The organism is Acinetobacter sp. YH12219, from assembly GCF_013417875.1.
Classification (GTDB): Bacteria; Pseudomonadota; Gammaproteobacteria; order Pseudomonadales; family Moraxellaceae; genus Acinetobacter; species Acinetobacter amyesii.
Genome location: NZ_VPDC01000011.1, coordinates 33936 through 52233, shown reverse-complemented (window position 1 = coordinate 52233; position 18298 = coordinate 33936). Strand labels below are relative to the sequence as shown.

At 39.8% G+C, this 18298-nt stretch carries 15 protein-coding genes and 1 tRNA gene; 11 read left to right on the top strand and 5 right to left on the bottom strand.

The window, feature by feature from the left end:
* Nucleotides 1-206 precede the first annotated feature (206 nt).
* The gene (locus FTV04_RS08415; protein WP_180011029.1) at nucleotides 207-524 is read left to right on the top strand and encodes an MGMT family protein; all 318 of its coding nucleotides are present in this window, start codon (nucleotides 207-209) and stop codon (nucleotides 522-524) included.
* A 109-nt stretch (nucleotides 525-633) separates the two neighbouring features.
* On the opposite strand, the gene FTV04_RS08410 is transcribed toward FTV04_RS08415, so the two are convergent.
* Both FTV04_RS08410 and FTV04_RS08405 read right to left on the bottom strand, forming a co-directional pair.
* A complete protein-coding gene (locus FTV04_RS08410) occupies nucleotides 634-1074 on the bottom strand; it encodes a universal stress protein (protein WP_078189919.1) in 441 nt (146 codons plus the stop codon).
* 293 nt (nucleotides 1075-1367) lie between these two features.
* Nucleotides 1368-1784, bottom strand: coding sequence for a hypothetical protein (locus tag FTV04_RS08405; RefSeq protein ID WP_180063456.1), 417 nt, complete (start codon nucleotides 1782-1784; stop codon nucleotides 1368-1370).
* A 167-nt stretch (nucleotides 1785-1951) separates the two neighbouring features.
* Between FTV04_RS08405 and FTV04_RS08400 the strand changes: the two genes are divergently transcribed.
* A tRNA-Met gene (locus FTV04_RS08400) sits at nucleotides 1952-2028 on the top strand.
* A gap of 266 nt (nucleotides 2029-2294) precedes the next feature.
* On the opposite strand, the gene FTV04_RS08395 is transcribed toward FTV04_RS08400, so the two are convergent.
* Together FTV04_RS08395 and FTV04_RS08390 are read right to left on the bottom strand one after the other, a co-directional pair.
* On the bottom strand, nucleotides 2295-3920 hold the full coding sequence (locus FTV04_RS08395) for an NAD+ synthase (protein ID WP_180089237.1): 1626 nt from the start codon (nucleotides 3918-3920) through the stop codon (nucleotides 2295-2297).
* 374 nt (nucleotides 3921-4294) lie between these two features.
* Nucleotides 4295-4807 carry a hypothetical protein gene (locus FTV04_RS08390; RefSeq protein ID WP_180089236.1) on the bottom strand — a complete coding sequence of 171 codons (513 nt, stop codon included), beginning with the start codon at nucleotides 4805-4807 and terminating at the stop codon, nucleotides 4295-4297.
* A 30-nt stretch (nucleotides 4808-4837) separates the two neighbouring features.
* On the opposite strand from FTV04_RS08390, the gene FTV04_RS08385 reads away from it, so the two are divergent.
* The 5 genes from FTV04_RS08385 to FTV04_RS08365 all read left to right on the top strand — a co-directional run bounded on the left by FTV04_RS08385 (nucleotide 4838) and on the right by FTV04_RS08365 (nucleotide 11611).
* The gene (locus FTV04_RS08385) at nucleotides 4838-6475 is read left to right on the top strand and encodes an AAA family ATPase (protein WP_373688124.1); all 1638 of its coding nucleotides are present in this window, start codon (nucleotides 4838-4840) and stop codon (nucleotides 6473-6475) included.
* Nucleotides 6463-7902, top strand: coding sequence for a VWA domain-containing protein (locus FTV04_RS08380; RefSeq protein WP_180089235.1), 1440 nt, complete (start codon nucleotides 6463-6465; stop codon nucleotides 7900-7902). The genes FTV04_RS08385 and FTV04_RS08380 overlap by 13 nt, the downstream gene beginning before the upstream one ends.
* Before the next feature lie 335 nt (nucleotides 7903-8237).
* A complete protein-coding gene (locus tag FTV04_RS08375; RefSeq protein WP_180089234.1) occupies nucleotides 8238-9095 on the top strand; it encodes a metal-dependent hydrolase in 858 nt (285 codons plus the stop codon).
* 12 nt (nucleotides 9096-9107) lie between these two features.
* Nucleotides 9108-9974: an SDR family oxidoreductase gene (locus tag FTV04_RS08370; protein ID WP_180089233.1), complete on the top strand. Its 867-nt coding sequence runs from the start codon at nucleotides 9108-9110 to the stop codon at nucleotides 9972-9974.
* Between the two features lie 128 nt (nucleotides 9975-10102).
* Nucleotides 10103-11611: a flavin-containing monooxygenase gene (locus FTV04_RS08365; protein ID WP_373688125.1), complete on the top strand. Its 1509-nt coding sequence runs from the start codon at nucleotides 10103-10105 to the stop codon at nucleotides 11609-11611.
* A 334-nt stretch (nucleotides 11612-11945) separates the two neighbouring features.
* Here FTV04_RS08365 and gltA read toward each other — a convergent pair whose 3' ends face one another.
* Entirely contained in the window at nucleotides 11946-13223 is a 1278-nt protein-coding gene (gene gltA, locus FTV04_RS08360; protein ID WP_078189909.1) for a citrate synthase, read from the bottom strand.
* Nucleotides 13224-14250: 1027 nt separating this feature from the next.
* Between gltA and sdhC the strand changes: the two genes are divergently transcribed.
* From sdhC to FTV04_RS08340, 4 genes are read left to right on the top strand one after another with little or no spacing between them, the layout of a single operon-like run.
* Complete coding sequence (gene sdhC, locus FTV04_RS08355) at nucleotides 14251-14649, top strand: succinate dehydrogenase, cytochrome b556 subunit (protein ID WP_078192993.1); 399 nt, start codon at nucleotides 14251-14253, stop codon at nucleotides 14647-14649.
* A complete protein-coding gene (sdhD, locus tag FTV04_RS08350; RefSeq protein WP_078189907.1) occupies nucleotides 14649-15014 on the top strand; it encodes a succinate dehydrogenase, hydrophobic membrane anchor protein in 366 nt (121 codons plus the stop codon). Before sdhC ends, sdhD begins: the two co-directional genes overlap by 1 nt.
* Before the next feature lie 12 nt (nucleotides 15015-15026).
* Nucleotides 15027-16925, top strand: a complete 1899-nt coding sequence (sdhA, locus tag FTV04_RS08345) for a succinate dehydrogenase flavoprotein subunit (RefSeq protein ID WP_180007470.1) — start codon at nucleotides 15027-15029, stop codon at nucleotides 16923-16925.
* Nucleotides 16926-16939: 14 nt separating this feature from the next.
* Nucleotides 16940-17647 (top strand): succinate dehydrogenase iron-sulfur subunit, encoded by a 708-nt coding sequence (locus tag FTV04_RS08340; RefSeq protein WP_078189905.1) that lies wholly within the window; start codon nucleotides 16940-16942, stop codon nucleotides 17645-17647.
* The last annotated feature ends 651 nt before the right edge of the window (nucleotides 17648-18298 follow it).

The following is an 18298-nucleotide window of genomic DNA, read 5'->3' as shown; positions in this document are numbered from 1 at the left end:
CTCTCTACCAAGGGGCGATATTTATACAAATGGTTGTCATAGCCCAAATGTGTCGATAAAGTTGAATTACTCACTTTGAAAAATACCGATGTGACTTTACAAGATCTAATCGATCACAACCAATTACTGTACTAATCTGTCAAAATTAAGTATTAATCAAAGAGAACCTTCGGGTTCTCTTTTTTATGCGGCTCAAAGGAGATCAGATGAAGCAGAGTGATGAATTGGCAACGCAAATTTTGTCGGTCATTCAATTGATACCGCAGGCGAAGATTGCCACTTACGGACAAATTGCCAAATTAGCGGGTTTACCGAAACATGCACGACTGGTTGGCTATGTACTAAAGCATCTAGATACAACATCAACGATCCCATGGCATCGGGTGGTGAATGCTCAGGGAAAAATCAGCACGCAGCGTTGCAATGAAAAAGGTGAAAATATCCAGCAATTGAAATTGGCAGCTGAAAATGTCTTTGTGGTGAATGGACGCATCTCATTGAAACAATATCAATGGTTACCCTAAAAAATCCTTGCCTTAAACATAGAATTATAATTTTATAATTGATGAAGTAGTCAATAAAAAGCCCTCTAGGATCAGAAGGCTTTTTATTTCACGCTATAAATCTAATGGCTTATTTGCGTACAACCAAAACAGGAATGTCTGAAGCACCTAGTACGCTTTGAGCTACGCTGCCCAAGAAGAATTTTTTGATCCCTGTACGGCCATGTGAACCAATAATAATCAAGTCCGCATGTGTTTCTTCTGCAGCTTTAACCAGTTCAGTATGCACCACTTGACCTTCAAGTAAGCGAGTTTCAACAGTGACACCTTCAGTTGAAAATTTCGCTTTTGCTTCTTCAAGTGTATTTAAAATCGATGCACGAGCACGTTCAATTAAATCATTGGTTTGCGCTGCTGAAATATACTCTGCAGCAATATATGGATCGAGCGTCAGTACTTGAACCACAGTAATTTTACTGCCAAAAGTTTTTGCAAACTCGACAGCTTTAGCCACCGCAGCATAAGAAGTTTCTGAACCGTCCACTGGAACTAAAATATTATTTAAAGCCATCTTATTTCTCCTTATCTGATCAATTGAATTTGGATGGAAAAACCTGAAAAAAAGCGCTACTTACATTGATCATAGTTTCATCATACGCTTTTTTATTTAGGAATAAAACCAAGTAAATTCATAAGGATATTGCGAAATTAGTAATAAAAATATTGCAAAAATATGGACTTGTTTTCACCATGCTTAGCGATAGCAAAAATGCTCAATAATGTAAGCAGCTATGTCTAGATTGTAAGACAATTTGGTGCTGAAAAAATTGAGCCTAGATAATTCATCCATCAGTTGACTTGGTTTCAATCACACTGTTTTTCTTGCTCTGTCAGGGTAATATGCAACGTTTGTTGCTCAAGCAAGCTTAATTTATGCAACGCATCTTCAGGGAAGATCTGTTTTTGCAGGCGTTGAATCTGTCGTGCTGATAAATGCTGATTGGCACAATACATTGCAGCTTCATTGGCGCGAGCAACACTGACTAATTTCTCCTGATCATTGAAGTCGAGACGAATGATAGGCTGCTGTGCTCGGCTAAGTTGAGCCATGCTGCGCTTTTGTTGCATGCTCAGTAAAGGCTGTTTATTAATCCAAGTCGCCACATCACGTCGCACACCATTATAGTCAACAAAAATAGGTGAGACGATTTGGCAGCCCGTTAAGGTCATGACGGCAAGGCTGAGGGTCAGACAGGCTTTTTTTATCGAATTGAATTGCATGATAAAACTCTAATTTTTAATCAAAAAATATAGTAAATAGGGCTAAAAATAGCATAATTTGCTTAAATAGTAACATCTTGAACTTTGCTTGTTTAAACTCTGAACAATTGCAAACAAAAATGCTTGACGATAATGTGTGAAATCTAGATAATGCCACCACAGTTTACGGCTATGTAGCTCAGTTGGTTAGAGCACCGCACTCATAATGCGGGGGTCACAAGTTCAAGTCTCGTCATAGCCACCATTTTTATAGACCAAGCTCTCAGCTTGGTCTCTTTTTTTGTGTCTAGAAAAAGTCAAATAGATTGAAATAATTACAGCACTAATAAAATAATCTATTTACGATGTTAATGTAGAAATAAAAGAGAACTCAAATCTTTGATGTTATGAATTGATGTCCTAACTTTTGAAATACACATCTCAATTACTTTTTATATTTACTGCTGTGTTTTTTGCGCCTATAAAAAAGCCCAGTTATAGAACTGGGCTTTTTTGATTTGAATCAAGTAATTAGATACCCGGTTTCCAACCATTCACGATTGGGTAGCGTCGTTCACGGCTAAATGCACGTGAGCTGATACGTGGACCAATCGCACCTTGGCGACGTTTGTATTCGTTTAGATCAACCAAACGGATGACTTTTTTCACCACTTCAGCATCAAAACCTTTGGCAATGATGTCATCTTGGCTCATGTCTTCTTCGATATACGCATATAAGATGGCATCTAATACATCATATTCAGGTAATGAGTCTTGGTCTTTCTGATCTGGACGAAGTTCCGCAGAAGGTGGACGAGTAATTACACGTTCAGGGATCACTGGTGTTTCTGAAATGCTGTTACGGTATTTTGCTAGTTCAAATACAATCGTTTTATAGACGTCTTTAAGAACCGCAAAGCCACCGACCATGTCACCGTACAATGTACAGTAGCCAACAGATAATTCAGACTTGTTCCCTGTAGAAAGGACTAAATTGCCGAACTTGTTCGATAAGGCCATTAGCAACGTACCACGAGAACGCGCTTGTAGGTTTTCTTCAGTCGCATCAGTCGGTGCATCGCCAAAGAAAGGGAATAAGGTTTGCATAAAGCCATTCACAATTGGATTGATTTCGGCAATACCAAAAGTTACGCCCATATTCTTGGCTTGTTCAGCAGCATCTTCAACGCTGATTTGCGCGGTATAGGTATATGGCATCATGACCGCTTGAACTTTATCTGCACCAATCGCATCGGCAGCAATCGCTAAAGTTAATGCTGAGTCAATACCTCCAGATAGACCTAAAATCACGCCAGGGAAGCCTGAACGTTTTACGTAGTCACGGGTTGCGATTACAAGGCTTTGGTAGATTTCAGCCATGGTATTTAATACAGGCGTGATTGCACCTGTTTTAAAGGCTTTTTGTTCAGCATCGTATTCTGCGATATATAGATCTTCAACAAAACTTGGTGCTTGCAACGCAACTTCACCTGAATTGTTCATCACAAAGCTTGTGCCATCAAAGACAAGGTCGTCTTGACCGCCCACTTGGTTGCAGTAAACCAGATTGATGTTCAATTGTTTGGTCAATGCAGCCATGGTTTCAATGCGATGCTGTGGTTTACCAACTTCATAAGGTGAAGCATTCAACACCAAAGCGGTTTCAACATTTAACTGAGCAAGCTGTTGAACAGTTGGTAATGCCCAAACATCTTCGCAAATCAACACACCAAACTTATGACCTAAATATTCAAAGACAAGGTGTTGATGACCCTCACTGAAATAACGTTTTTCATCAAAAACGCTATAGTTTGGAAGATTTTGTTTATTGTAAATCCCGAGAACTTGACCATTTTTCATGACAGCAGCAGAGTTATAGCGCTGACCATCTTCAGTTTGATTCACAAAACCAAAGACTAAAACGATGTCCTTAACGCTCGCCAATTGTTCAAAAGCTTGCTGTGTACGTTTATTTAAACTTGGACGTAATAATAAATCTTCAGCAGGATAACCAACTGTAGAAAGTTCCGGAAAAACAATAATATCTGCATTCTGTTCTTTTGCAGCATTGGCTTGTTGAAGCATTTTTGCTGCGTTTGATTCTAGGTTACCAATATGCGGAGAGAACTGAGCAAGTGCAATTTTAAAACTATTCATTCCAACTAAATCCTATTCCTATAGGTGAATACACTTAACACACTGATTTGTATTATTGTGATTATTCAGCGAGTGTATTTAGATACGAAAAATACTGCCGAAAGGCGAAAACAAAACACCATCATCGTATGATAATTCACTTGTTTTGATGCAAAGCAAAAAAATAAGGTGAACCTATTTTATCTGAATTTAAGCGAGATACTAGAGGTATTCATAGCTTTTAAAAGCCTAGCTGAGCTTATGTGCCATAAAGTAAATATTAATGCTGTTTTTTTGTACTTAAAATAGCGTCAATGGTCGAGCAATAGCGTGAAATAGAATGATCTGGCGATATTCAATTTATCTATAAATATTCGTCAAAGAGCATTGACGCTTTACAGCTCAATTTGATGAACAAGTTCTGGATATAAAATAATATTTTTAATTCGCTTTAAATAGATGTCACGAGCAATGTCACCTTGTTGCTCAATGTTGTAGTCAAAAAATGCCTTGTGTGGTTTGAGGGTATAGCGGTAAGGATTATATTTTTTAAAACTAAAGAAATACGCCATCTGTAAAACAGCACCCCGACCCAAAACATTGATCTGCTGCTGGTATTGATAAACATGGGCCATCTCATGAATAAACAGGGCGCGATATCCTAAGGACGCTTTGGCATAGTCCGCTTTAAACAGTAAATTTCGTGCATGGATATACCCCTGAGGCGCCATGACCACTTGCGCAGATTGCCAAGGCAAAAAAGGGTGATTCATCACTTTCACTTGCTCATATTGAATCAAATCACCAAACACACTGCGACACATGGATATTTCACCTGCCGTGAGGGATCGATATTTAAAACCTTCAAGTTTTAATAGTCGAATGAGTGTGTGAAAAAAGGGCAACATGATGAAAGGTGTCTAAATCTCTAAAGGGATGTGCAGTTTAACTATAACCTGAAAAAAAGATATCGCACTGTTGCGCTGTATTTAAAAAGCGATATTTTTGCATCTGCTACAGCGAAAAATCGGTTAGGGCGTTACAATTTAGTTTTCGGTCAAACAGATAGTCAGATGCAAGCACGGATCAATACTTTAATTTCTGAAATCAGCAAAAATATGTATGAACGTGAGCAGATTATTGCTTTGAGTTTGTTGGCTGGTGTTGCGGGTATGAATACCTTTTTATATGGTTTGCCTGGCACTGCAAAAAGTTTGATTTCACGTCGAATCGCCTCTGCTTTTGAAGTCCATGACTATTTTGAATATTTGATGAATCGTTTCAGTACGCCGGAAGAAATTTTTGGCCCAGTATCGATTAAAGCCTTAAAAGAAGATCAATACATTCGTAAAACAGAACATTATTTACCACGGGCAGATTTTGCATTTTTAGATGAAATTTGGAAAGCCAGCCCTGCGATTTTAAATACTTTACTGACCTTGGTGAATGAGCGGAGTTTTAAAAATGGTGACATTGTCCAAAAAGTTCCATTGAATGTTTTGGTCAGTGCATCGAATGAAATTCCCGAACCAAATCAAGGTCTAGATGCCTTGTATGATCGTTTTATTTTGCGCTTAGAAGTGCCGCCGATTGCTGTTGCAGAAAACTTTCATGCACTATTACAGGCCAAGCCGAGTCAAGTCAGTGTTGAAGTCGATGCGACCTTAAAAATAAAAAAAGCCGAGTTGCAAGATTGGCGGGAACAGATATATCAGGTGGAATTACCCGCTTCGATTTTAAATCTGTTTGATCAACTTAAAACTCGACTCAACCATAACTTTGAAGATCACGTGGTCTATGTCTCTGACCGTCGTTGGCAACGTGTGGCTTATTTAGTCAAAGCCTGTGCATTTTTAAATGATCGTCCATCGGTGATTTTGAGTGATTTATTAATTTTAAAACATTGCTTATGGAATCAGCCTGAAGACATTGCCTTTGTTTCACAGCAGATAGATGACGTATTGGCTGAAAATGGCTTAAATTATGGGTTGCAGTTCGAACAGCATGTGGCAGAGAAGGATGCACTTGAACAGCGGGTGCTCAATCATTTTTATTATACCGATGATGTCTATGAGAGTTATTTAATTCATGGCACTGATTACTTGCGTGCAGTGACCAATCTAGATCGACACTATAAAGATAAAGTGTTGTATCTCGAACTGGATAAAATGGATACGAAAAAGGACTTCTTTGCCTTAGATGATACCGGTGAAGAAGTGCGTGGCATCGTATGTAATTTTAATGGTTCAAGAGTGTGTACGTTAAAAGGTGGATATTACGGCTTAGAGGAAGTGGTGACGCCGTATATAAAACATACCAAAGGCAGTCCACGCAGTGCACTTTCAGCACCAAGCCAATATGAGCTGTTACACGAGGTTCAACAGCTCAAAGCACTGTTTCAAACAGAATTGGATCTGTTGACGGAACGCTTTAACAGTCAAAAACATCAGTTTAAATCGGTCTTTGTCACTGAACAGGATATTCAACATTTAATTCAATCTATTGAGCAGCAATTGGCAAGATATCAATTGCAGTTGCAAGATTGTGAGCGTCTGGAACAGTTATGTCGCAATTAAAACCGACACGACATCAAACTCAATCGGCACTCGATGAATTAAGTTCACAACTTTATGATGAATTAAAACAATCCAGTTTAAAACATTGGTTGGATGATCATAAAGTTGCAAAAAAGCTCGATCAAAAAATTCAGGAATGGGCCTTTCAGGCAAAGTCGAGTTTAGATCAGCAGCATCCCTATGCAGTGGCGCAGCAGCAATTGGAACATTGGCTTGCGTTAAAGCATTGGGAACAGGGCGATTTTGTTCAATTCCACACTGAATATGCCGCCTTTATGCAAACCTTGGGGATTCCAGAATTTACTGAAATGTGGCAACAGAGCCAACAGTCGTTGCAGACCGAGCAGCAGCGTCAATTACACATTGAGCTATTCAAAGGCAAATGGCAACGTAAATTGACCGAAGCTATTGCGCATTGGGAGTTTGAGCAACTCCGTTTACAACGCGATGCCTTTTTAGATGAAATCAAAGATTTTCTTGCAGCATTGTCGAAAATGGTCAAGCACCATGACAGTGTCGGGTTTGAAACTGGGATTTTTCTAGACTATTCCAAAGGGCAATTAACTGCGCAAGACTTACAAAACTTTGAGCAATGGGCCAATTATCTCGAGCAAGATCGGGCGCTTAAACGTCTATGCCAAATGATCGGAAGCGCACAGCCGAATATGCCACGTAAGCGGATTTCTGCTCAGTTAGAACAAGAACCGCAGCAGCTTATTCACACCCCGATGGCGCAAGAGGAAATTACTGGAATTAAATTGGCACAAGAACTCAGTATGGCTTTACCTAGCGAGTTGGCGCTATTAGCCGATCCAGACTTGCAGGTTTTATTTGATTTGAAATATTTAGAATCTAACCTGATGAGTTTTAATCGACAAGATCAGCAACAGGGACGAGTGATCGAAGACCCACGCCATACGCAGCGTCGAGTCGGACAAAAAGGCCCGATGATTGTCTGCTTAGATACCAGTGGCTCAATGAATGGACAACCTGAACTGATTTCCAAAGCAATTTGTCTATATTTATCCATTCGAGCGTTAAAAGAAAAGCGAGCGATGTATTTGGTAAATTTCTCGACCAATTTAACCGCGCTGAATTTACAACATAATAGTGCTTTGGATGATGTCATTCACTTTTTAGGGCAGTCATTTCATGGGGGGACGGATATTATCCCTGCGATGAATCATGCCGTGGACATGTTGAAACAACCGAATTTTGTACATGCTGATGTGGTGGTAATTTCAGACTTTATCATGGGGCAACTGACTGAAGAACTCATGCAAGAGATCACACATTTGAAGCAGCAGGGCAATGGATTCTATGCTGTGGCGATTGGTAATTTTAAACTGGATCATTTAGACGACAGCCTGTTTGATCATCAATGGGTCTATCAATCTGCGACCGGTGAAGTGCAAAAAATCCAATAATCATCACTCACTCAAAATACGCCATGACCTTTAATGACAAGCTTTTGAGCCATACAGCATCGATGTTTTAAAGATTGTCTGACAAAGAAAATATTTGAGCATTTTTGCAAATCGAGAGGTCGGTTTTGCTAATGGTCTAGTGATCTATCTCACTTAATTTGATCCTCAATCTATGTGTTTTTCCTTCAATCGACATGAAGTCAATGAAGGGGAAACACCCAAATTGAGAGCAAAATCATGAGCGCTTTTCAACCGATAAAAAAACTTTAGCACGCGTATTTGCAGGCCCTGTCTTTGACCCAACAAAACAGTCTGCCGTTGTTCCTATTCGTCATATGAAATTTGATTTCGAACCAGAAAAAATTGATCCAAAATTTTATATGAATGCAGAATTGGCCAGTGCCTATTTTGCATCTTTATCTATTTTCTTAACCCGTGGCGAAGATTTGGTGATTGATACTGCTCGATATCATCGCGACTTTATTCAAGATCCTGTATTAAGACAACGTGTCACGTCGTTGATTGGGCAAGAGGCCATTCATTCACGTATGCATGAAGAAATGAATGAAGCGTATCGCGCAAGAAATCTGCCTGTGCAATTTTTTAGAAAGTTAGAACACTACGTCTTTGCCTATGGTTTTGAACGTATGCCACAGCCAATGAAGTTATCCTTAATGGCAGCAATTGAGCATTTCACCGCAGTGCTTGCGGAATACATGATGAATCATGAAGAAATCTTTTTTAATTCAATAGATGAAAAGCAGCGCGCTATTTGGATGTGGCATATGTTGGAAGAGTCTGAACACAAAGACATTGCCTATGATGTTTATCAAGAATTATCAGGTAATTATGCTTTACGTATTGCTGGCTTTTTCCCTGCATTAATTACCATTTTGGGTTTGATTTCAATTGGTGCATCGATTGTCCCTTTCTACAGAAAGCCATCAAATTTGATTAGCCTAAGCTACTGGAAAGATGTTCCGCGCAGTTTCCAACTGATTTTTGGGCTAAGAGATGGTGTTTATGGCAGCAGCCTCGGGCATATTTTTGACTATCTACGACCAAGTTTTCACCCAAATGATCATGACACTTCTGCATTTCTTGAATATTACAAAAAGCGTTTGCTGAACCCTGTTGATGGTGTGTTGACACCTTATTTCGTCAAAGAATTTACACCAGCATTAAAACGATAAAAGGACACAACTATGGGTCTATTTGGAAAAAAGAACAAGCCAAGTGAAAACGCCTATGCGGTGGTCACAGGTGCAGGCAGTGGTATTGGACGAAGTTTCGCTTTGGAGTTGGCACGTCGTGGCGGAACAGTGGTCTGTGCAGATATTCATTTAGATGCAGCGCAAGAAACGGTGGATCAAATTCAATCCATGACCTCATCAAATGCTTATGCGGTGCAGTGTGATGTCGGTAAAGCTGAAGAAGTTAAAGCGCTGTCAGAGCAAGCCGAGCAGTTGATGGGACATGCTGTGACCTTGGTGATCAACAATGCAGGTGTCGGGTTGGGTGGTAAATTTGATGAGCTGAGTTTAGACAACTGGCAGTGGTGTATGCATGTCAATTTGTGGGGTGTGGTGCATGGCTGCCATTATTTTGTACCCAAGCTGAAGCAAAATAAGCAGGGCGGTGCGATTATTAATGTTGCTTCTGCGGCGGCATATACCGCTGCACCAGAAATGACAGCATATAACGTGACGAAGTCGAGTGTGCTGGCATTGTCTGAAACTTTATCGGCAGAGCTCCGATCGGCAAATATCCGTGTGAATGTGCTGTGCCCAACCTTGGTGCCGACCAATATTATGAAAAATGGACGCTTGCCCAATCGATATTCAGGCTTAGCTGATCAATTGCTGATGAATCATGCATTTACGACGAGCCATGATGTGGTCAATTTGACATTGAATAATTTAGATGCAGGGAAGTTGTATACCATTCCGCAACCTGATGCCAAATTATTTTGGTGGTTAAAGCGTTTATCCCCGCAAACCTATACCCGCTTATTGGGGGTGGGTTATCCCATATTTAACAACTATATTAAAAAGTCGGGAGCAAAAGCATGAACATGCCGACACAATTACATGATGAAGATGTAAAAGCATTAGATCAAGAGAAAACACAAACTAAAAAGGCAACAACGCAAACTAATGTACGTCGTCCTGTAACGTCTTCTGCCAAAGCAAAAAAAGCAATACAAGATCAATCAGAGTCAGAGCCTAGCCTAGAAAAACCAAGCGTAGAAAATCAAGTGCGTGTCTACGATACCATTGTAATTGGTGCTGGGATATCAGGTTTAGCTGCTGCTCATCAAATGAATAAACGGGGTTATACAGATTATGTGGTTTTAGAAAAAGCCAATCGCGTGGGAGGTACATGGCGAGACAACACCTATCCAGGTTGTGGATGTGATGTTCCTTCGGCTTTGTATTCTTTTTCATTTGCTCCGAGTCATAAATGGAGTCATTTATTTGCCAAGCAACCTGAGATTCTGAACTACTTAGAGGATGTGGCAGAGCAGCATGGGCTTTATCGTAACATTCAGTTCAACTGTGAATTGATTGCAGCGGAATGGAATGAGGAATTAAAGCAATGGCAATTGGAGACGAGCAAAGGTAAGTATGCGGCGAGAACGGTAATTTTTTCCACTGGGCCGATTACTGAACCTCAAATTCCAAAAATTAAAGGTATTGAAAGCTTTGAAGGTGAAATGTTCCATTCTGCGCGATGGAACCATGCCTATGACTTAAAAGATAAACGTATTGCGGTGATTGGTACGGGGGCATCTGCGATTCAGTTTATTCCTCAGATTCAACCTATTGCCAAAAATGTGGTGGTGTTTCAACGTACCGCACCATGGGTATTGCCAAAAGCAGATTTGCCACTGAATGACCGTGCGAAAGGCATCATTACCCGCTTTCCAACAGTACAAGAAACTTGGCGCAAAAGTGTGGCCGGTATATTAAATGGTATTAATTTAGGACTACGTAATCCTTCGCTTTTAGAGCCTGTGAATTATTTGGGTCGTCAGTTGTTAAAAACACAAATTCAAGATGCTGAATTACGTGAAAAAGTTACACCAAACTTTTCTATTGGTTGTAAGCGTCTTTTATTTGCCAATAACTATTATCCTGCTTTGCAGCAAGCCAATGTCGAACTTGTACCACATGGTTTAGTTGAAATAGAAGGTAATACTGTTATTGCTGCGAATGGTGAACGTCATGAAGTCGATGTCATTATTTGGGGCACAGGTTTTGAAGTTTCTCATCCGCCGATTGGGCAGCGTGTAAAAAATGCCAAAGGGGAGTTATTGTCAGAACTTTGGAAAAACAGTTCTCCTGAAGCATTTTTGGGTACCAGTATCGCGCAAGTACCTAATGCCTTCTTGGTGCTTGGGCCAAATATTTTGGTTTATGACTCATTTATTGGGATTGCAGAAGCACAGGTTGGGTATATCGTTGATGCTTTAGTAAAAATGAAACAAGAGAAGATACAACGGCTTGAAATTAAGCCAAATGTATTGGCCTATCACAATGCAAAAGTACAGACGCATTTACAGACTACTGTCTTTAATAGTGGCGGTTGTAAGAGCTATTACTTAGATGCCAATGGACGTAATTTTGCAGCTTGGCCGTGGTCACTAAAACAGTTAAAGCAGCGTCTAAAACAGGTGGACTTGACAGACTATGAGACGGTTGCTTAGAGAAGGTTGCTTAATAAAAGTTACTTAACTTAATAAGCTAAAATAAAGCATCATCAATATTTAAACCTTTTGTTTACAGCTTAATTTCTACGTGGAATTAGGCTTTTTTTATGATGATGTCTGATGAAACAGTGTGAGGCTTTCTAGAAAATGGCGATTTAAAATACATTCAGCAATAAACACCATACTTTATAGCTTGTGAGGCATCGTTTTATCTAATGATTGAGTTGGAAAATTCAGTCAGATGGGGGTGTTTAATAGCGCAAAATAAATCTAGTTGCATAAAAAAACCGCCCCAAAGGGACGGTTTTTAGATTCGCACAATTCTTTCGAATTAACGACCTTGGATATCGCGTTGAGTTTCGCCAGTGTAAAGCTGACGAGGACGACCGATTTTGTAAGGTGCGCTGTGCATTTCTAACCAGTGGCTGATCCAACCAACAGTACGTGCAAGAGCGAAGATTACTGTAAACATTTCTGTTGGGATACCAATCGCTTTAAGGATGATACCTGAGTAGAAGTCTACGTTAGGGTATAGGTTACGTTTGATGAAGTATTCGTCAGAAAGCGCAATACGTTCGAGTTCCATAGCCAAAGCAAGTTGTGGATCGTTGATACCAAGTGCAGTTAACACTTCGTCACAAGTCTCTTTCATTACTTTCGCACGTGGATCGAAGTTTTTGTAAACTCGGTGACCGAAGCCCATAAGTTTAACTTCTTTAGTTTTCACTTTTTCCATGAACGGAGCAACGTTTTCTACAGTGCCGATTTCATCAAGCATCTTAAGAACAGCTTCGTTCGCGCCGCCGTGAGCAGGTCCCCATAGAGCCGCGATACCCGCAGCGATACATGCGTATGGGTTAGCGCCAGTAGAACCAGCAAGACGTACTGTAGAAGTAGACGCGTTTTGTTCGTGGTCAGCATGAAGCGTGAAGATACGGTCCATTGCTTTAGCAAGAATAGGGTCAACTTTGTAATCACGGTCTGCAGGAGTAGCAAACATCATGTACAAGAAGTTTTCTGCGTAGCTTAAATCGTTACGTGGGTAAACGAATGGTTGGCCTACTGTGTATTTGTAAGTCCAAGCAGCTAAAGTAGGAACTTTAGCGATTAAGCGAATAGCAGTGATTTCGCGGTGGTCAATGTTTTCAACATCGAAACCGTTGTGATAGAACGCAGAAAGCGCACCAACAACACCACACATGATCGCCATAGGGTGAGCGTCACGACGGAAACCATTGAAGAAACGGCCAACTTGATCGTGAACCATAGTGTGGTTACGAACTTTAGCATCGAATTCTTGTTTTTGTTCAGCAGTAGGAAGCTCGCCGTTCAAAAGAAGGTAGCAAGTTTCTAAGTAGTCTGCTTTAGTAGCAAGCTGGTCGATTGGGTAGCCACGGTGTAGAAGAACACCTTTACCGCCGTCAATGAAAGTGATTTTAGATTCACAAGCAGCCGTTGAGACAAAACCAGGATCAAAAGTAAAGTGACCTGCGGCCAACACATCTTTAACGTCAATTACATCTGGGCCTAGAGTGCCACTGTAAATTGGTAAGTCAATTTCTTTGCCATCAAGCTGTAAAACGGCTTTTTTGCCAGTTGCTTCAGACATTCAATAGATCTCCTGTCCTGGTGAATGTTTTATCTGACTCAGTACTAATCTTTTAATGCGAGAATCAGACAGATCAAAAATTTGCTCTAAGATTAGAGGGAACTGAAATTTTGTCAATTATACTTATGGATATAAATTGAGGATCATTCCTTGGAATGAAGCACAATTCATCCGCTTAAAAAATGAGTAAAATCACAGTGCCGACGCAGTATAATAAGTCAAATTGCAGGGGAGGTGCAGATTAAAAAAAGCCTATTGCCTTAATTGTAAGCAATTTTTAATTCTTAAAAACTCTGAAACAAATATGAATTACAAGACCGCTATTTCATTAAATTATTATAATTTTCGTAACTTACATACATCTGTGGCTCTAAATTGCTGTTTTCTTATTCATAATTAAAACGACTTAATCGCCCTTAAAAAAAAGTTCGTTTGGTTAAAAAATAGTTAATTAAACGCCTTTAAAAGCTTAATAAATGATCATTTTTGTCATTTGAAAGGTAAAAAATGGCGTTTTATTAAACAGATTTGCTGTTGCTGAGATTTTTATGCACAGACTAAGTTCTTATTTCGTTTCATGATCTTTGAGTTTTATCATTTGAGAAAATGATGCACATTTATTTTTATGATTATGGCTTGGCGAATGTGTTGGAAGATTTTAAAATGTAGTGGGAAAAGAAAGATTTAGATTTGTTCATCTTTAGTCTAAAAGTTTAAATCGCTATATACACACAAAAACAATAAGTTAAATTTACATTTAACTGATTAAAACCAACAAGATAGTCTGATTTTCTTAGATAAATAAGGTATTTGTTTTTAGAAAAGTTATTGTTAATGATTCTTATTTAAGGATATTTTGCAAAATTCCTAATTGTCTTCGTTTGTGTTTTGAAAGTTCACGTTTTATAATTCCCTGTCGTTTATAAGATCAGACAGCTGCAGAGTTTATTATATTGTAATGTCTGACTATGCTAGCTTTCCTACGAATTAATTCCAACAAACTCCGGATGGAGTTTTTACTTACAGGATGCCCGCTGTGAAAAGCAACAGACCTGTCAATTTGTCCATGGGTCAAGTTTTAGACGTAAACTTAAAATCCCCTGTGGCTATTGCATCAATTTTACACCGTCTATCAGGTGTTATCGTATTTTTACTCGTACCGGTCCTTCTTTGGATTTTAGACAAATCTCTATCTTCACCTGAAGGTTTTGCGCAAGTTCAAGCTGTGTTTGATAGCTTTATTGTGCGTTTTGTCGTATGGGTATTTGTAGCCGGCTTAATTTATCACCTTATCGGTGGTATCAAGCATCTATTTGCAGATCTTGGCGTTGCTGAAGAACTTCAAAGTGGTCGTATCGCAGCTACTATTTCATTGATCTTGTCTGCAATCGGTATTGTTGCAGCATTTGTATGGATTGTTCTCTAATGAAAAGTGCTACAGGTTTAACAGGATCAGGTTCACGCGATTGGTTTATCCAACGTGTAAGTGCCGTTGTATTGGCTGTTTATACTATTGTTGTACTGGGCTGGATCCTTTGCAATAGCGGATTCACTTTTGAGCAATGGTATGGCTTTATGATGACAACACCAATGAAGATTTTATCTTTATTGTCTGTCTTATCTCTTGTTGCGCATGCTTGGATTGGTATGTGGCAAGTATTCACTGACTATGTGACTACTCGTCAAATGGGTCCTTCAGCAAACGGTCTGCGTTTAGTGCTGACTTCTGCAGTGATTGTTGCAGTATTTGCATACGCGATTTGGGCGATCCAGATTTTTTGGGCAAATTGATAGGAAGATATCATGGGCGCTATAACCCCTAAAGAAGATTACACAAATATTCCACACCAAACTTTCGATGCAGTCATCGTTGGTGGTGGTGGTTCAGGTATGCGTGCTTCTTACCAACTTGCTCAAGCTGGTTTGAAAGTTGCTGTACTGACTAAAGTATTCCCAACTCGTTCACACACTGTTGCAGCGCAGGGTGGTATTGGTGCATCTCTTGGTAACATGCAAGAAGATAACTGGCACTACCACTTCTACGACACAGTTAAAGGTTCTGACTGGTTAGGTGACCAAGACGCAATTGAGTTCATGACTCGTGAAGCGCCGCAAGTTGTATATGAACTTGAACACCTAGGTATGCCATTTGACCGTAACGCTGACGGTACAATTTACCAACGTCCGTTTGGTGGTCATGCTGCGAACTATGGTGAAAAACCAGTTCCACGTGCATGTGCTGCTGCCGACCGTACAGGTCACGCACTTCTTCATACGCTTTATCAAAGCAACGTGAAAATGGGTACTCAATTCTTCGTTGAATGGATCGCACTTGATTTGATCCGTAATGAAGAGGGTGATGTGCTTGGTGTGACAGCAATTGACCAAGAAACAGGTAAAATTGCAGTATTCCAAGGTAAAGCAACATTGTTCGCTACTGGTGGTGCTGGTCGTGTTTACCGTGCATCTACTAACGCTTATATCAATACTGGTGACGGTCTTGGTATGGCAGCTCGTGCAGGTATTCCATTGCAAGATATGGAATTCTGGCAATTCCACCCAACAGGTGTTGCGGGCGCAGGCGTATTGTTGACAGAAGGTTGTCGTGGTGAAGGTGCGATCCTTCGTAACGATGCTGGTGAGCCGTTCATGGAACGTTATGCTCCGACACTTAAAGACTTGGCACCTCGTGACTTCGTATCACGTTCAATGGACCAAGAAATTAAAGAAGGTCGTGGCTGTGGTCCTAAGAAAGACTACATCTTGCTTGATATGACGCATCTTGGTGCTGAAACAATCATGAAACGTCTTCCATCTGTATTTGAGATTGGTAAGAAATTCGCGAACGTTGACATCACTAAAGAGCCAATTCCTGTAGTACCTACAATCCATTACCAAATGGGTGGTATTCCTACAAATATTCATGGTCAAGTGGTTGTTCCTGTATCTCGTGAAACTGAAGCTTTGGTTGCGAACTACAATAAAGAAACTGGTGTGTACTCACACAATGCGGGTGACCGTGATTTCACTAAACCAGTGAAAGGTTTCTATGCAATTGGTGAATGTTCATGTGTATCTGTACACGGTGCTAACCGTCTAGGTACAAACTCATTGCTTGACTTGGTTGTATTTGGTAAAGCTGCTGGTGAACATATTGTTGACTATGTAACTAAACACCACGGTGATGAATATGCACCGCTTCCTACAACTGTTCTTGAAAAAACTTTGAATCGTGTTCGTCATCTTGATGAATCAACTTCTGGTGAAAATGCTCAAGAAGTTGCAGATGCAATCCGTGACATCGTTCAAGATCACGCTGGTGTATTCCGTACATCTGCACTTCTTGAAGAGGGTGTGAAACAGATTCTTGCGATCGAACCACGTGTACGTAACATTCACTTGAAAGACAAATCTAAAGTATTTAACACAGCGCGTGTTGAAGCTCTAGAAGTTGAAAACCTGTATGAAGTTGCGAAAGCGACACTGATTTCTGCGGCTGCACGTAAAGAATGTCGTGGTGCGCATACAGTGGTAGATTTTGAATTACCACCTGATCATGCTGACTACCCATACGGTCGTCGTGATGATGAGTGGATGAAACACACTTTATGGTTCTCTGTAGATAACCGTCTTGAGTACAAGCCAGTACGTTACAAGCCTTTATCTGTAGATGCTATTCCGCCTAAACCACGTACATTCTAATTGGGAGAAGTAAGATGAGTAGAGGTACTCGTACATTTAATATCTACCGCTACGATCCTGATAAGGATGCAGCTCCGTACATGCAAACTTTTAAACTAGAGTTGACTGACAAGCACCGTATGTTGCTTGATGCGCTTCTAGCATTAAAAGTACAAGACGAATCATTAACATTCCGTCGTTCATGTCGTGAAGGTATTTGTGGTTCTGATGGTGTAAACATCAATGGTAAAAATGGTTTAGCGTGTCTTTGGAACCTAAACGACTTACCAGAAGTGATTACAATTCGTCCACTTCCAGGTCTTCCAGTTATTAAAGACTTGGTTGTAGATATGAATCAGTTCTACGATCAGTACAATAAAATCCATCCGTTCCTAATCAACAATCAGCCTGCGCCTCCTAAAGAGCGTTTGCAGTCTCCTGAAGAGCGTGAACACTTAGATGGTTTGTACGAATGTATTCTTTGTGCATGTTGTTCAACTTCATGCCCATCATTCTGGTGGAACCCAGACAAGTTCTTGGGTCCATCAGCATTGTTGAACGCATATCGCTTCATCATTGACTCTCGTGATACAGCAACTCAAGAGCGTTTGGCTCGTCTTGACGACCCATTCTCATTGTTCCGTTGTAAAGGTATCATGAACTGTGTATCTGTATGTCCTAAGGGTCTTAACCCAACTAAAGCAATCGGTCACATCCGTAATATGCTTTTAGATCTAGGTTAATAGATTTAGCAGTTAAAAGAAGCGCACCATTGGGTGCGCTTTTTTTGTCATATATAAAAGTGATGATAGTGAAAGTTATTCACTGTCATTGCTGACTGCTTTAAATGGATTTAATAGAAACGTAGTGAATTAAAGGTATAAAGCGATAGATAAATGGTTATTTATTGATGAAACGCTCGTTCAAGTCTGTCAAAAGGATTAGAAGATGTTATTATGTAACGTAGTAAAAAGAGAGAGGATAGGAATGTCAGCTCTCTTTTGTTTTTGTATATGAGATGAGGGAAAAATCGAACGTAGACTTTTGTCTTAATTGAAAGATCATTTTATATGTAGCACCATATCATAGATGAAAATACAAACAGTGTATTTCGCTAATTTATGAGAGGTATGTGTCAAAAAAATCAATTGAAAATGCTCGAACGTGTTAGCATTTAAAGCATCACTATATGTAAAAAATGACTTTGAATTAGGTACATTTTTTCTACAATTTAAGCGCTGTAGACGGTATATAAATGTTAATAAAGTCGCTTTAGAAAAGATAATGGTGCAAATTTTATTTTTTCTAAGACGATTTGCAAAAATTGCCCGATTTATGTCGGGTATTTCTCAATGAGTAATGATGCCGCTGAGGGCGTTATTGTTCATTAATCA